The 15,072-nt window shown below is 48.4% G+C and carries 11 protein-coding genes; 5 read left to right on the top strand and 6 right to left on the bottom strand.

All coding sequences use genetic code 11. The annotated features are described in order from the left end of the window. Window positions 1–74: 74 nt before the first annotated feature. The 3 genes from DSZ37_RS10815 to DSZ37_RS10805 all read left to right on the top strand — a co-directional run bounded on the left by DSZ37_RS10815 (window position 75) and on the right by DSZ37_RS10805 (window position 3,758). Window positions 75–1,340, top strand: coding sequence for a glycoside hydrolase family 11 protein (locus DSZ37_RS10815; protein WP_109726921.1), 1,266 nt, complete (start codon window positions 75–77; stop codon window positions 1,338–1,340). Window positions 1,341–1,614: 274 nt separating this feature from the next. After that, window positions 1,615–3,324 (top strand): dockerin type I repeat-containing protein, encoded by a 1,710-nt coding sequence (locus DSZ37_RS10810; protein WP_109726920.1) that lies wholly within the window; start codon window positions 1,615–1,617, stop codon window positions 3,322–3,324. Between the two features lie 209 nt (window positions 3,325–3,533). Then, window positions 3,534–3,758 carry a hypothetical protein gene (locus DSZ37_RS10805; protein ID WP_109726919.1) on the top strand — a complete coding sequence of 75 codons (225 nt, stop codon included), beginning with the start codon at window positions 3,534–3,536 and terminating at the stop codon, window positions 3,756–3,758. A gap of 142 nt (window positions 3,759–3,900) precedes the next feature. Here DSZ37_RS10805 and DSZ37_RS10800 read toward each other — a convergent pair whose 3' ends face one another. Then, window positions 3,901–4,470, bottom strand: a complete 570-nt coding sequence (locus DSZ37_RS10800) for a flavin reductase family protein (RefSeq protein WP_109726918.1) — start codon at window positions 4,468–4,470, stop codon at window positions 3,901–3,903. Between the two features lie 92 nt (window positions 4,471–4,562). Here DSZ37_RS10800 and DSZ37_RS10795 point away from each other — a divergent pair, with 92 nt between their 5' ends. After that, window positions 4,563–4,958: a PfkB family carbohydrate kinase gene (locus tag DSZ37_RS10795; protein ID WP_242978618.1), complete on the top strand. Its 396-nt coding sequence runs from the start codon at window positions 4,563–4,565 to the stop codon at window positions 4,956–4,958. Window positions 4,959–5,042: 84 nt separating this feature from the next. On the opposite strand, the gene DSZ37_RS10790 is transcribed toward DSZ37_RS10795, so the two are convergent. From DSZ37_RS10790 to DSZ37_RS10775, 4 genes are all read right to left on the bottom strand, one after another. Next, window positions 5,043–7,784: an ABC transporter permease gene (locus DSZ37_RS10790; protein ID WP_109726916.1), complete on the bottom strand. Its 2,742-nt coding sequence runs from the start codon at window positions 7,782–7,784 to the stop codon at window positions 5,043–5,045. 12 nt (window positions 7,785–7,796) lie between these two features. Further along, window positions 7,797–8,471, bottom strand: a complete 675-nt coding sequence (locus DSZ37_RS10785; RefSeq protein ID WP_109726915.1) for an ABC transporter ATP-binding protein — start codon at window positions 8,469–8,471, stop codon at window positions 7,797–7,799. A gap of 87 nt (window positions 8,472–8,558) precedes the next feature. After that, entirely contained in the window at window positions 8,559–9,764 is a 1,206-nt protein-coding gene (locus DSZ37_RS10780; RefSeq protein ID WP_109726914.1) for a sensor histidine kinase, read from the bottom strand. Continuing rightward, on the bottom strand, window positions 9,749–10,348 hold the full coding sequence (locus DSZ37_RS10775; RefSeq protein WP_109726913.1) for a response regulator transcription factor: 600 nt from the start codon (window positions 10,346–10,348) through the stop codon (window positions 9,749–9,751). Before DSZ37_RS10775 ends, DSZ37_RS10780 begins: the two co-directional genes overlap by 16 nt. Before the next feature lie 450 nt (window positions 10,349–10,798). Between DSZ37_RS10775 and DSZ37_RS10770 the strand changes: the two genes are divergently transcribed. Continuing rightward, on the top strand, window positions 10,799–12,445 hold the full coding sequence (locus DSZ37_RS10770; RefSeq protein ID WP_109726912.1) for a MutS-related protein: 1,647 nt from the start codon (window positions 10,799–10,801) through the stop codon (window positions 12,443–12,445). 444 nt (window positions 12,446–12,889) lie between these two features. On the opposite strand, the gene DSZ37_RS10765 is transcribed toward DSZ37_RS10770, so the two are convergent. Then, on the bottom strand, window positions 12,890–14,773 hold the full coding sequence (locus DSZ37_RS10765) for a leucine-rich repeat protein (protein ID WP_109726911.1): 1,884 nt from the start codon (window positions 14,771–14,773) through the stop codon (window positions 12,890–12,892). Between the last annotated feature and the right edge of the window lie 299 nt (window positions 14,774–15,072).

Raw genomic sequence — 15,072 nt, 5'->3', positions numbered from 1 at the left:
ATCATGTGTTACAATCAGTATTGAAGACCCGAAAACGCTTCGGGTGACAAAACGAAAGCGAGGTCATGACCTGAATGAAGAATGGCATTTTAAAGAAACTTTCCACAGCCGCAGCAGTTGTTTGCATGATCGGTGCGCTGACAGGATGCAGCTCAAACAACGCCAAGACAGAGGTGTTTACCGAGAATGTAACGGGCTCTGCCGACGGCTATGACTATGAGCTCTGGAAGGACGAGGGCGACACCACCTTTAATGTTGAGCCCGGCGGCGGCACCTTCTCCTGTGAGTGGAGCAATATCAACAACGCTCTTTTCCGCCGCGGAAAGAAGTACGACTGCACACAGAACTACAAGGATCTGGGCAATATCACCGTGGATTACGGCGTTGACTACGACCCCATCGGCAATTCCTATATGTGCGTATACGGCTGGACAAGAGACCCCCTCATAGAGTTCTACATCGTGGAATCATGGGGCAGCTGGAGACCACCCGGAGCTCCCATGGCGCTGGGTACCGTTACTGTTGACGGCGGCACATATGATATATACAAGACCACAAGATACGAGCAGCCCTCTATCGACGGCACTCAGACCTTTGACCAGTACTGGAGCGTAAGGCAGTCAAAGCCCGAGGGCGACGGCACCAAGATCGAGGGAACTATTTCCGTTTCCAAGCACTTTGACGCATGGGCTAAGTGCGGACTTGAGCTGGGCAATATGTACGAGGTGGCACTAACCATCGAGGGCTATCAGTCCATGGGCAAGGCTAAGGTATACAAGAACGAGCTCAAGACAGGCGGCACCTACACTGAGGCAAACGATATCACAGTTACAGTTGACGAGGATGCTATCGCACAGCTTTCAGAGGCTGAGGCAGATGCAGGAACTCCCGAGGCTGTGGGCTTCTTTGATATAAGCTTCGAGAACGGCAAGGAAGGCTGGATACCCAGAGGCGGTTCAATGGTAAGCGTTGACAAGGAGAATGCATCAGACGGTTCACAGTCCCTGTTCGTCAGCGGAAGAACAGATAACTGGAACGGTGCTGCGATCATGCTCAGCAGCGATACCTACAAGCCCGGACAGGCTTACAAGTTCAGCTGCAAGGCAATGCAGAACAGCGGCAAGGACGCTACCATGAAGCTGACTATGCAGTATGACTGCGACGGCGAGAAGTACGATGAGGTGGCACTTGTGCCTGCAAAGAGCGGCGAGTGGGTAACCCTTGAAAATCCCGCATACGTTATCCCCGACGGAGCTGAAAATCTTCAGCTTTACGTTGAGTCACCCGACAGTCTCACTGACTTCTATGTGGACGAGGTCTCGGGCGCAGAGGGCGAATAATAAAGAGAGCATCATGGCTCCGATAATAATATGAACAATGAGCAGGACGTCTTGGACGTCCTGCTTTTTTGCGTACTGAAAATGAGGGAAAAAGGCTGTGCTTTGCGGAAAATCAAATTTCATAGCACACACAAAGTAACTATACAATCCGTCGGAAATGCACCTAAGGTACATTTTCTATCAAGAACATTGACAATTTTTATTCAATATGTTACACTTGGAGAGTAAGGGGAGCTTTTGGGGGCTCCTAAAATTGACAGGAGGTAAAAAGGCAATGAACAACAAAAATCGGATCAAGGCAATTCTCACGGCAGCTGTAATGGCTGCGGCACCTCTGGCTATGAATATCCCTGCCGCTTCGGCTGAGGATTATGTAGTTGAAAACGCAGAGGTGCTCACACTTTTCGGCGACGTAAACTTCGACGGTAACGTTGGCGTATCGGACGCAGTTCAGCTCAACCGCTATCTGCTGGGACACTTAGGGGAACTCGGCAACTCAAAGAACGCGGATCTGCTGGCTGACGGAGTTATCGATGTTTTCGACATGGTATACCTGAGAAAGCAGCTCGTCGGCGCTCAGAAGCCCGCAGGCACCAAGCTCAGCATCAAGGTCGTGGACATGATGACAGGCGAACCACTTGATAATGCAACGATATGTCTTTCTGAACTTAACGGCAATAATCTCTATGATATCGGAACAACTCTGGATACAAACGGCGAGTCTGTAAACTACTACGGACTTCCCGATGATAAGGATTATCAGTATTTCATCAACGTAACAGACCTTCCTGACGGCTACGCGACAGCTTACAAGAACTGGGATCAGGTTGTCGAATTTGATATGCCTGCCGGTACAGCCGAGAAGGAGCTGGTTATCAGAGTTGCTGCTGATGATGCTGAAAACAATGTAAAGATCACAAGTATGGACTGGGATCAGGGAATTGAGTACATAGGCTACGGCAACCTTACCATCACCGACAAGGACGGAAATTACTACTATCAGAGAGACTATGATATGGAGTTTGCTCTTCCCGACGGTGATTACCATGCTGACTTCAATTCCTTTGATTATCCCGTACAGCTTGTAGAACCCGACAGCATTGCTGCTGCAAGGATCAAGGAAAACTATCCCGACGCCGAGTTTGAGGACTGGTCAGACGGCATTGACTTCTCCGTAGTTGACGGAAAGGCTGACAGGGACCTGTTCATCAACTTCAGTGCCATCGAAGGAAAAGGCAATACCCTTAAAGTAAACTGCTATGACAGCCTGACAGGTCTGCCTCTCGAGGGCGTTGAACTCACACTTACAGAGGCTCCCGAAACCTATGCGAAGGAGACAAAATTCACCTCCGACGGCACCACAAAGGTATTTGAAGATCTGTACTGCACAGGCTGCAATGGCTACAATGTAAGAGTTGACAGCGTTCCCGAGGGATATAAGCCCAGCAATGAGGTGAAGCGGATAGGCTTCGGCTATGCACACAACTATACCGGCAACTTCAATTTCTACTTTGAGCCTGTGAACGCAGAAAAGGAGATATCCTTCAATGTTCTCACATGGCCCGATAAGCAGCCCTACACAGGTGATGCTACATACACTATCTATCAGGGGGATGACACTATAATGACAGATGTGAAGCCGGGTCAGAAGATTGCCCTCAAGGACGGCGACTACATGATAAGCGGTTTCAGGTATCCTGACGATGATCCCTACTGCGGCACATGGATATGGACAGAGCTCGGCGAGGAGATGAGCAGGGAGCTTGATATATTCGAGGACGAGGGAGTATACAGATCGGATATGGCGTCTTTCACAGTTAAGAACGGCAAGCTCACTAAGAACATTACTCTTTATGTCGCCGATAAGGATAAGGCAATGACAGATTACGAAAAGGAACTCGAGGAAGAGCGACTCAAGGAGGAAGAACGCCTCAAGGAGGAAGAGCGTCTCAGACTGGAAAACAGCTCATCTGAGGATCAATAAAAAGCAGGGACCCTGCTGCACATATGGTGCGGCAGGGCTCTTTTTTAGGCTGCACATATATGTCATAGATAATGTCTCAACCTTTCAAAAATGTAATATTGCGTAATATTAAGCGAAGGACAAAGTCTTGCGGAGGGTGTATAATAAGATCATGGAAACGGGGAAAAGCCCCGAGGATAAACAGGAAAAAACGAAAGGAAATGATCATTATGAAAAAGTCAGAAAAGGTATTATTCGCAATTTACAAGGTACTCTATGTTATCACTATCGCTGCTATGATATTTGTTTACTTCAGGGCAGTTTTTGACAAGACAGGGACATACAGCAGTCTGTCATCAAACGACTTCTTTGTAGGCGGACTGATGTCGGTCGTTATGGTCCTCATCGCTGAAAAGGAGAGCATGGCAAAGAAGAACAAAACTGCCGTTCTCTGAGCACTGAGCTATAATATCTTCAGGAAACAGGAGCGCCGAAAAGGCGGAGCATGAAAAGCTTTCCACATTTCCTGTTTATATAGATAAACTATCCATGAAGAGCAACAGCCGCTGCATTCCGCAGCGGCTGTTGTTCTTGTATTTACTTCATCAGGTCCTTGCCTGCATTCCATGCCTGACCTACCTTTTCGCCCACAGCGAAGTAGCCGCTGCGGTACTGATCGAAGATGAGGGCATTTACCTTTTCGGGGAGTATCTTGTCCTTGTCGCCGATGACCTGCTCGTCAGCGCTTACATTGACGATCTTTCCCACGATGGCGTGCATATTGGGAGTATTGATCTCCTCCGCAAGCTCGCACTCGATAGCAACGGGGAACTCTGTTATCACGGGAGCGTTTACGAACTCGCTCTTTACAGCGTGGCAGCCCGAGCGCTCAAACTTGTCGGGCATCTTGTTTCCTGTTGCTATACCGAAGAAGTCTGCGGGAGCCATATTGGGAACATCGGCAATGCTGACTGTGAAAGCCTTGGTCTCCATGATGTTCTTTGTGGTCTTGTGGTCTGCGTCGATGAAAAGGGCTATCTTGTCCATATCGCAGATCTGAGCCCATGCGGCGTTCATTGCGCAGATGCTTCCGTCAGCGGCATATGCAGCCACGATGACTACGGGCATGGGGAACAGCGCTGGCTGTACACCTAAATTTTTTCTCATAAAAATACCTCCTTATTATCAGCGGAAAACCGCTTATATGTGTTTGCAGTCCGTAACAAGGACTATCTTGAATATAACATATCCTGCCCGTTTTGTCAATATTCCGAACGGACAGCATACTCCTAAAGCCCAACGACCGCGAGCTTGGGGAGATTTTCGGCGCTGAGCTCACAACCCCGGAGCAGGCAGCCGGGTATGCAGAGAAGCTCCGCGGCATGGGTGCAAGGAATGTGCTTTTATCCATGGCGGAAAAGGGAGCCGTCCTCCTTGATGAAAACGGAGTGCTCCATAAGTGCGGAGTATGCAGCGGCACTGTCAGGAACTCCGTGGGTGCAGGCGACTCCATGGTAGCAGGCTTTGTAGCAGGCGCAGTGAACGGCGACTACGACTATGCGCTGAAGCTGGGAACAGCCTGCGGCGGCGCCACAGTCTTTTCCGACGGACTTGCAAAGAGACCGCTCATAGATGAGCTCATGAAGCAGCTTTGAACCTGATTCTGCTGTAAAACAGCCCCCGATCATTCAGCTGAATGTTCGGGGGCTATTTCTATTTCATGAGCTTTGAGCGGCTTGTTATGCAGCTGCCTGTGCGATGGCTTCTACCTTGCCGAGATTTCTTATGGCAGGTATAGCCGAAAGGAGAGATATGATGATATTGAGCACCAGTGAAGCGATGAGAACTGCCGCTACCTTGCCGATATGGAGCATAGAGGGCTCCCGTATGAGCAGGTATACGAATATGAGGAATATGCCAAGTCCCAGCAGTGTGCCGATCACCGCAGCCGTTGCGGAGAACATAATAGTCTCAAGGATAACGCTCTTGCGGAGCTGTTTCCTTGTCATGCCTACGCTCCTGAGCATCATCAGCTCGCGGCTTCTGTTGAGAACACTGGTGTTGACGCAGTTTATCATGGAGAGTATTCCCACAAGCCATATGGATATGAGGAAGATGAGGATTATCTTGACGATAGCCTTTACGAACTCCTTCAGACCAGTTCCCACCATGTAAAGATCTTCAATATTGCAGAGTGTGACTTTTTGTCTGAACTGATCCATCGAAGCCTGAGCTTTTTCGTAGTTTTCCATGCCGTTTACAGTCAGGCTGATATGGTAATCCTCGGCGTATCCCGCTGCTTTTTCCAGTGGGACGATCAGGTTGTATGACATAGCCTTAGGGCTGTATGCAACACCGAGAATTTTAAGGCTGAGTCCGTTGGTGCTCTCCGAGGTAATGGGCTTGCTGAATTTTTCAAATCGGCGCTCGCTTGTTTCTTTGATCGTATCTGTTTCAGGGACACGAACACCGTTTTGTATATTGAAGAAAGCCGAACCGCTGTCTCTGAACTCCGCATAGCTCATGCCGGTTACTTCGTCCAGATAGCATCTTTTGTATTCGCCCTCATTGACTGCATATACCATAGCTATGCCTTTTTCGGAAATTCGTTTGAGTCTGTCATCGGCTATCTCGTCGGTGTCTGAAACAGCTGATATTTCCTGTGTGAAAATTGAGGTTATGCAGTAGCTTGAAAAGGCATCGTTTCCTGCGAAACATTCATCGGCGGCTTCGATCAGGCTTTCGTCCGCGTACATGGTGTCTATATAATAATCTCCAATAGAATCGGGAATTATCTTTCCCGACAGCTCCTTTACATATGTGCCGATAAGGGCTGTAAAGGTGAACATGAGGACTCCCAGACCCATAGTTATGGTAGAGATCACGAAACGGCTCTTTGAGGCGCCTATGTTCTTTCTGGTGTATCTTCTCAGGAACTTCTTTGAGCTCAGGTCCAGCTTTGACTTGTATCTGCGAAGCCTGCGCTTTTTGCTCTTTGGCTTGCCGAAATTCAGTGCCTCGGCAGGGGAGAGCTTTCTTGAAGCCCACATTGCGGATGTGAATGCGGATACCATTATCGCCAGTATGCAGAGTGCTGCACCGATGACTATGAATGTGCCCTTTACGGAGAACTCAAACAGCGGGAAGCCTGCCCTGTGGAAGGAGTTGAATGCACCGCGGCAGATGAATACAGCTGTGAGTATACCGAGGGGAACGGCTGTAAGGCAGTAGAATACCGCTTCTATGAGGACTACCGCCGCCACCTGTCCCTTTGAGGCGCCCATGATACGGAGAGCGGCGAAGTGAGTGCTTCTCTCCTGAACAGCCATTTCAAAGGCGTTGTCGATGATAAATCTTGAAATGAACCACGCTATGAGCAGGACTACCATAAGGGGCAGCACGAACATGGGAAGTATGCTGTATATAGCGTCGGCGCTCTTCCATTCAAGTCCCAGCAGAGTGGAGTTTTCGGAATGGCGAAGGTTGTCGCTGTAAAAATCCTTGTCGTAATCATGACCGAGGTCGGTGAACAGTGTTTTCAGCGCTTCCTCGAAGTCACAGCCGTCCTTTATGCGTATGAACATCTCGTCTTCAAGTGAGCAGTTGAGGAAGTGATTTTTATCGTATACCTTTTTAAGGTCAACACTGCCGCTTTTTGTGTTGATGAAACGGTTCAGGTTTACACTGAATGAATTGACCGATTCGGTAAAGCCTGCTATTTTCACGGTGTACTCCACAGGCTCGCCGTAGCTCAGATCCGTAAGAGGATAGTCCTTTACGTCTATATTTCTCCGCTGGAGAGAAAATAACAGATTCGAGCCTGAAGCCTTACGCTGAAGCTCCTCGGGCAGCCGGTCAAAGCCTATATCCATTGGCGTGAGACTTGTGCCGTTCTTTTCCTTCAGCTCGGCGCGGAGCTGCTTTATGATGTCGCTGTTCTCGTCAAACTTAGCGCTGAAAGGGCATATGGTGAAAGTAACGGTATCTCCCTCGGAGTATCCCATATCCATGAAGCTGTGTGGGACATAGACTCCGTCTGCATTATCTGTATCAAGATTGAACGCAGGATCGGTGACGGTCATTTCCGAGACCAGCTTCTTGTTGCCCTCGTAGCTGCTGCTGCTGAGTACCATTGCTCTTGATGAGGTTTTTCCGTCGCTTATCTCAAAAAAGCCGATATCATCCATGTATGCTAATTCTTCAGAATGAGGCTGAAGGTAATCGTCCACAACAGCGTGGTTCTTGACTATATCCAGAGCCTTGCTATAATCCTCTGCTTGTCTTACCCAATTTGTTACGTCCACTTCCCACAAGCCGTCGTCGTGCTCGGTGTAGTTGTATAGGGTGGTGTAGAGGCTGCTGCCGAAGGAACAGACCGTGGCGAGTATGAATGCGGAGAGCATTATGCACATGAATGTGAGGAAGGTGCGGACCTTCTGGCGGCGGATATATTTGAGAGAAAGAGAGATGAGATGTTTCATGCTGCCGCCTCCTTATTCGCTGAGAACGCCGTCGGTGATACGGCAGATGCGGTCTGCCTGCGCAGCAATGCTGCCGTCATGGGTTATGAGTATGAGGGTCTGGTCATACTTCTTGATGGAGTTTTTCAGTATGGAGATTATCTCGCGGCTGTTCTTGCTGTCAAGGTTTCCCGTGGGCTCATCAGCCAGTATGAGCTGGGGCTTGTGGACCAGAGCCCTTGCGAATGCCACACGCTGCTGCTGACCGCCCGAGAGCTCGTGAGGAAAGTTACGGCGCTTGCTTTCAAGTCCCGTAAGACGCAGCAGCTCATCAAGATATGCCATATCGGGAGGAGTGTTGTCCAGATTGAGGGGAAGAACTATATTCTCCTCAACATTGAGCACGGGTATGAGATTGAAGTTCTGGAAGATGAAGCCTATGCTCCTGCGGCGGTAGGCTGAGAGAGCGTTGTCGCTGAGCCCTGTGATATCCCTGCCGTCGAAGATTATGCTGCCGCTTGTGGGACGGTCAAGCGAGCCGAGACAGTTGAGAAGAGTGGTCTTGCCGCTGCCGCTTTCGCCTGTAATAGCCACGAACTCGCCTTTGCGGACCTCAAGGTCTATGCCTTTTATGGCAAGGAATGCGTTCTCGCCCTCGCCGTACTGCTTGGTAAGTTTTTCAGTCTTCAGTATTATATCGTTTCCCATAACAGGACCTCCGTTCCTTATTCTGTCTGTATTGTAAAGCATGAACCTTACGGGAAAGTTACAAAAAGCAAAAAACTGAGAATTATCTCAGTTTTTCAGAAATACAAATTCAAAACGTGCTCCGCTGCCCTCCTCGGAGTAGACGAATATCTCGCCGCCGTGGCCGCGGACTATTTTCTGTGAGATGGACATACCCAGTCCCGAGCTGTACATTGAGCGGTCGGATGAGCCCGAGGAAAAGCGCTCAAAAAGCTTGGGTATCTCGTTCTGTGGAATGCCCTTTCCGTTGTCGGAGAGAGCTATGGTGACCTTGATGGGGTCATCGCTGACCTCGGCGGATATCTCCGTACACTCCGAGTGATCGGCGGAGTTCTTGATGATGTTCTCCACCGCCTCGCAGAGCCAGCCCTTGTCACACATGAGCCTTACATCTTCATCAAGGTCGGTGCGGACGGAGATGTTTTTCTTGCGGAGCATTGGCGCAAGGCGCTTCAGCGCAAGACTGCACACCTCGGCAGGGGATTGCTCCTGCATATCGTATTCCACGGCGTCTGCGTCAAGCTTAGCCATTTTTATAGCCTCGATGACCATGTTCTCCATGGCGTCAAGGTTGAGCTGTATCTCGTCGGAGAGCTTTGTGCGCTGCTCCTCGGAAATATCGGGGAGCTCCGACAGCATATCCGTGTTGAGCCTTACCACTGCAAGGGAGGTCTTTATCTGGTGGGAAAGGTCCGTGAGGAAGCTTCGGAGGTACTTCTGCTCGCTGCTGAGACTGAACAGTGTGTGGTCGAGCCTGCTGACCAGAAGATCGGCGGATTCGGCTATCCTGCGTACCGAGCTAAGGTCGTGACCGTAGAGCCCTATCCTTTTGTCGGGTGAGTCCGCAGCGGCTATGCACTCTTTTCTTATGGCTTCGAGGTCACGGTATATCGCCATGAGCTCCATGAGTGCGGCGATGAACCAGAAAAGTGAGACTGCTGCCGCAAGACCGAATAAGGGAATAAAAATGGTCTTGCGTACGCTTTTGTAATTGTGCATGAGCTGCGGTGAAAGGCTGCGGTCTATGCCGTATTCGTCCAGCAGCACCTCGCCTGCTGAGATGTGCTCCTCATCGGGAGAAACTGTCAGCTTGCCGCCGCCTGCCACTGAGAGCTCCGACTTTATCTGCTCTCTCACTATCTTCTCCGCGCACTTTCCCGAGATAAGGTAAGCAGCAGCCGCGGAAATGCACAGCAGCAGCGCAAGTATCAGCACCAGCCGCTTGGGAGCGCGGTTGTTTATGAATCTGTCCATTTATAGCCTATACCTCGCTTTGTAACTATGGTCCCGCAGCCCTCGGCGTTGTTGAGCTTTTCGCGGAGCCTGCTTATATTTACGGAGAGGGTATTGTCATTTACGAATGCTCCCTTTGAGTCCCAGAGGTATTCCAGTATCTGGTCACGGGTCAGGAACTGACCGCGGTTCTGCATGAGATAGTTCAGCAGCTTCTGCTCCAGCGCGGTAAGGTCCAGCTGCGGTACATCGGGGATGCGCCTGAGATTTGCTCTTATACGGGAGAAAAGCTCGCGGAGTCTGAAGGGCTTGGTCATGTAGTCGTCGCCGCCGCTGTCCAGACCGCGGATGATATCCGCTTCGTCGTCGCAGGAGGTGAGAAATATAACGGGAGCCTTTATGGTCCTGCGAAGCCGTTTGCAGAGGTCAATGCCGCTGCCGTCGGGGAGCATTACGTCCAGTATGAGCAGGTCAGCCTGCGGAGCTAGCTCCTCGGCTTCCTCGGTGGTGGAGACTGCAATGACATTATAGCCCTCTGTCTCCAGTGACATTTTTATGTTTTTACGCAGGGTATGGTCGTCCTCTGCAAGAAGAATAGTGTTCATGGTCAGCCTCCTTTGTTTTATATATTTTAGCATATTAATAACGATAAAGCAAGGGGGCGCGGAGATGATCTTCCCTCCATTTACAGCTTAGCCGCGAAACAGCCGGCGGGGGCTCCCCGCTTTTAGCATATTAATAACGATAAAGCAAGGGGGCGCGGAGATGATCTTCCTTCCATTTACAGCTTAGCCGCGAAACAGCCGGCGAGGGCTCTCCGCTTTTAGCATATTAATAACGATAAAGCAAGGGGGCGCGGAGATGATCTTCCCTCCATTTACAGCTTAGCCGCGAAACAGCCGGCGGGGGCTCCCCGCTTTTAGCATATTAATAACGATAAAGCAAGGGGGCGCGAAAGAACCTCCCGTCGGCATAGCTGCTCCGCGGTAAACAGTCCTTGCATTTCCTGTCATAAAATGCTATAATGATTATACTTTTTACTTTCGGAGGACATAATGGAACCAATTATCATTATTGCTGTTATTGCACTCATTGCTGTTATCGTTATCATAGTTCGTATGATCGGCAGCAGGCAGGCTGTTAACTACTATATACGTCATTCATTCGGCGACCCGAGCCGCGTAAAGGCAGACGTCCGCGACAGGATGGAGAGCATAGCTTTGCTTTATGAGCAGGAGAAGAAGGACTTTCGTGAGGACGAGCTTGTGGACAGTGTCACATGGAACGACCTTGAAATGGATAACATTTTTCTTCGCGCAGACCACACCGACAGCTTCGCAGGGGAGCAATATCTGTACTCCACGCTGCATATCCTCGGCAGCAAGGACAGAGAGCCGCGGCTGAACAATGACATTATCGGCTTCTTTGAGAAGAACGAGGAAAAGCGAAATGAGGTCAGAAAGCTGCTCTACGGCGTGGGAAAGCCCATAAGCGGCTATTATTCCGTTGGGCTTGCTGAGGATGCAGAAAACCGCTATCTGCCCTACAGATTTGTATACCCCGTTATGCTGGGAGTTCTGCTGCTTTTCGGTATACTGGCGGTGGTGCTCATGAGCCCTGTGTTTGCCATGCTGTTTATCTTTGTCTATCTTGTGAATTTCGTGGCTTATCTTTTCCTCAGGGGCAGCTTTGAAACAAGGCTTGAGAGCCTTTTCTCATCGGCTATGACAATCAACGCTGCTGCTGAGTTGAGCAGAGTGATACCGCAGTTTTCAAAGTCGGTGGAAGTGCCGCTGAAAAAGCTGAAAAAGGCTGCAAGGATACTTTCACTGCTCAGTATGAAGCGTTCTATGATGATGTCCGATGATCTGCTCTCACAGCTGGGCTCCTATGTAACGGGACCGCTGATGATAAACTTCATACTATATAATATGGGCGCTGCGGAGCTGGCTGACAAAAAGGACGAGTATATGCAGGTGTACCGCTATCTGGGCAGCATTGACTGCTCCATAGCCGTTGGCTCCTTCAGAAAGAGCCTGCCGCATTTCTGCGTTCCCGAGGTAAATGACGAAAGCAGCTTTGAGTTCGTACAGGTCTTCCATCCCATGCTGAAAGCTCCCGTAGCAAATGATTTCAGATTTGAGCGCAACACTATCATCACAGGCTCCAATGCTTCGGGAAAGTCCACTTTCATCAAGGCAGTGGCGATAAATCTTATCTTTGCCCAGACCATCTGCACCTGCACTGCGGACCATGCTTCGGTGCCGCGCTGCGGTGTTATCACCTCTATGGCGGTCAGGGACGACCTGCTCACAGGGGAGAGCTACTATATCCGCGAGATAAAGTACCTGAAACGTATGGTGGAGCAGGCTGAGAGCGGCAGGCTCATATTCCTCGCCATTGATGAGATACTGAAGGGCACCAATACCACAGAGCGCATTGCAGCGTCCAAGGCTGTGCTGAAGTATTTCGACAGCAGGAACTGTATGCTCATGGTGGCGACTCACGACATAGAGCTGGCGAAAGCCTTTGACGGTGTGTACAGAAATCACCACTTCTGCGAGAGCCTTGAGGATGGGGACGTAGTTTTTGATTATACTATACACGACGGCATAAGCCGCTCCAGCAACGCCATAAGGCTGCTGAGCGTCATAGGCTTCCCCGATGAGATAATTCGCGGCGCACTGGCGGAGATAGAGTAAAAAACATCTGCCTATAAGGGAGGTACTCTTATAGAAGTTTTACAAGTGATATTGAGGAAAACCCTTTTGAAAAAGGGTTCTTCCTCAAACTCCTTTCCTAAAACTTTTAGCATTAAATTTAGCCCCGTCAGGGCGCTCTCAGTTTTATTACTGTTTTTCACATCTTGTGTGGAGCGCCCTGTTGGGGCTAAATTCAGTTATAAAGTCTTTGGAAAAAGGGGGCTTGGGGGAAAAGAACCTTTCCTCAGAAAGGTTTTTTCCTCCAATAATTACATATAAACTTCTATATAAGTACTACTCTTATAGTGAAGGGTTAATGTGTTCGCTGCGCTCACGATATTTTAATATTGTGCCGCAGGCAACCCTGCGCTCCCCGACTAAATATTGTATAAAAAGAAAACAGCAGGATCATCCGATCCTGCTGTTTTTTATGGGTTACAGCTTTTACTTGGTCGATACTACGAATGTAGAGTCATTAAGGATATTCAGAGCGCTTTCGATCTCGTCAGCATTTTCTGTTGAGTTATACTTGTAAACGTTAACAGTTGAACGATCATTGTTGTTAACTACATAGAAGAATGTGTGACCGGATTCAGTGAACTGCCTGAGTTCTGAATTTGTAAAGCCGATGAATGCATCTTCGCCATGGAGGTTGCTGTCCTTCTCATATACGATGTCCCAGAGATTAGAGTCCCCGAGAGCGTTTGCAGCATCTCTTCTGATCTCCTTATAATTCTTGCCTGCATTGGCAGCTGATTTAGTAAGATAATTACCGGTGAAAGTGGTAACGTCTACTTCATGCCACTCGTATTTTCCTGTGCTTTCGTTCTTCATCCATACGAGATTATATGCGTGGTTCTCAGCTCCTGCAAGGTGATTCTTAATACCGAGAGTATCAAGGATAAGCGAAGTAGTCATAGAGATACCGCCGCACTCAGTAAAGTTTGTGTTCAGACCTGCGTTGATGGAACCATAGTTTAAGCGGCTATAGTCGAAGCTGTTATATAAAGTGCTGGGATATATTGATATTTCTTCGGGAGAGATATATGAAGTGTATGTTATATTGCTAACGACTTCTTTTATAACTGCTTTGACCTTCTCACTTTCGGTTGTTTCGGGAGTAAAGCTTTTTTCAAGATTGGAAGCGATATGATCGACAATTCTTTGAGTCTCCTTGGTTATAAAGGGAGTTCCGTCGAATGCGTTGATAAATCTTTTTATCTTCTTCTGTACGTTTGTGCCAAGTCCTGAATACTCATGACCGTTCACCTTTTCAAGCTTCCTGCAGTTTTTGAATGCGTTGAATCCGATATACTTTACAGAATCAGGGATATTTACGTTTTCAACGCTTTTGCAGAATGGGTGAGCATACGCGATCTCGTCATTGATAGAAGTAGTTCCGTCCATGAATGTGAGGTCGGTATCGCTGTATGATTCGGGATCAGCGAGTCGGTAAGCAAGGATAGCGGGGGAGCTTGTATTGCTGTCACGGTAATATTCAACACCGTTATCGTCGAAGTGATTATACTCGTTCAAGTTGAATGCAGTATCGTTGAAAGCTCCGTTTTGCATAACGATATTCTGGGGGAAGTAAATATTAGCAAGGTTGCGGCAGCCCTTGAAAGCGTTATTTTTTATCCTGAGGTATGTGCTTGCCTTGACTTCGCCGCCTTCGTTCAGAAGGAAACCATAATTGTTAATCCATTCGGGCTGACGGTAATCGCTGAGATATACGGTCTCAAGTTTCTCGCAGAATGAGAAAGCCTCAGGTTCGATCTCCTGAACAGGAAGGATGCAGCCGTGAACACTATCAAAGAGTGACGCAGGAACTACGATCTCGGTCGCATCATCCAAAGCGCAGTTCTGGATAGTGAAAGCTGCTTCTCCATCGATGAATTCTGCTCTGTATGAAAGGGACAGTTCGTGGAGATATACACAGTAGTCTTCGGGAGATATGCACATATCATTAGTCAGGTCGAAGAGCTCGGGGGTGAGATTTGCCTTCTGTGCTTCCTCGGAAAGCTCGACCTCTGAGCAGGAGTACTTCTTGTTGGGGAAGCCATCTTTAGCGTATATTCTGTTGATCTCCTTTTCAATGATAAGGAAGTCATAATAGTTGGCTTTTCCGTCCTTTTCGTAGTTGTCCTTGCCTCCGAAATCATAGGTCATGTCTGAGAGATCGATATCATGTACATTGACAAGATCTCTGTCAATTTTATAAGGGCCTTCTGCTTCTGCAAAGCTCTGTGCGGGAGCAGCTGCTGCCATCACTGAGAGAGCGGAAACAGCAGAGGTGATAAGGGCCAGTGTTCTGTTGTTTTTCTTCATTGTGTTTTTTCCTCCATTATAGTGTTTTTATTGTTATTTCTTTTACTGTATACAGTGCTATGATAAAATGTTGGAATACGATGAACTCGCAAAACATAGTTACCATTTTAACAATTTGTGCTGTGTAAACAAACGGAATGTACAATCCACGTTTATTATACACCAAAATGAAATTAAATCAAGTCCTTTAAGCGAAAAATTAATGCAAATCTGCTAATTAAATAATAATCCGTGAGGCGCCTCTGAAATAATTATCACAATTTGCTAAATAACAAATTTTAAATAAAAATTATTTAATC

It is taken from the genome of Ruminococcus flavefaciens (assembly GCF_900116855.1).
Taxonomy (GTDB): Bacteria; Bacillota; Clostridia; order Oscillospirales; family Ruminococcaceae; genus Ruminococcus; species Ruminococcus flavefaciens_R.
This window is presented reverse-complemented; position numbering and strand designations above follow the sequence as displayed.

What these genes read in the sequence shown, in the direction of transcription:
- DSZ37_RS10775 (WP_109726913.1), bottom strand. Translation starts at nt 10,348, where the DNA reads ATGAACACTATTCTTCTTGCAGAGGACGACCATACCCTGCGTAAAAAC.
- DSZ37_RS10785 (WP_109726915.1), bottom strand. Translation starts at nt 8,471, where the DNA reads ATGGGAAACGATATAATACTGAAGACTGAAAAACTTACCAAGCAGTAC.
- DSZ37_RS10780 (WP_109726914.1), bottom strand. Translation starts at nt 9,764, where the DNA reads ATGGACAGATTCATAAACAACCGCGCTCCCAAGCGGCTGGTGCTGATA.
- DSZ37_RS10815 (WP_109726921.1), top strand. Translation starts at nt 75, where the DNA reads ATGAAGAATGGCATTTTAAAGAAACTTTCCACAGCCGCAGCAGTTGTT.
- DSZ37_RS10770 (WP_109726912.1), top strand. Translation starts at nt 10,799, where the DNA reads ATGGAACCAATTATCATTATTGCTGTTATTGCACTCATTGCTGTTATC.
- DSZ37_RS10765 (WP_109726911.1), bottom strand. Translation starts at nt 14,773, where the DNA reads ATGAAGAAAAACAACAGAACACTGGCCCTTATCACCTCTGCTGTTTCC.
- DSZ37_RS10790 (WP_109726916.1), bottom strand. Translation starts at nt 7,784, where the DNA reads ATGAAACATCTCATCTCTCTTTCTCTCAAATATATCCGCCGCCAGAAG.
- DSZ37_RS10800 (WP_109726918.1), bottom strand. Translation starts at nt 4,470, where the DNA reads ATGAGAAAAAATTTAGGTGTACAGCCAGCGCTGTTCCCCATGCCCGTA.
- DSZ37_RS10810 (WP_109726920.1), top strand. Translation starts at nt 1,615, where the DNA reads ATGAACAACAAAAATCGGATCAAGGCAATTCTCACGGCAGCTGTAATG.
- DSZ37_RS10805 (WP_109726919.1), top strand. Translation starts at nt 3,534, where the DNA reads ATGAAAAAGTCAGAAAAGGTATTATTCGCAATTTACAAGGTACTCTAT.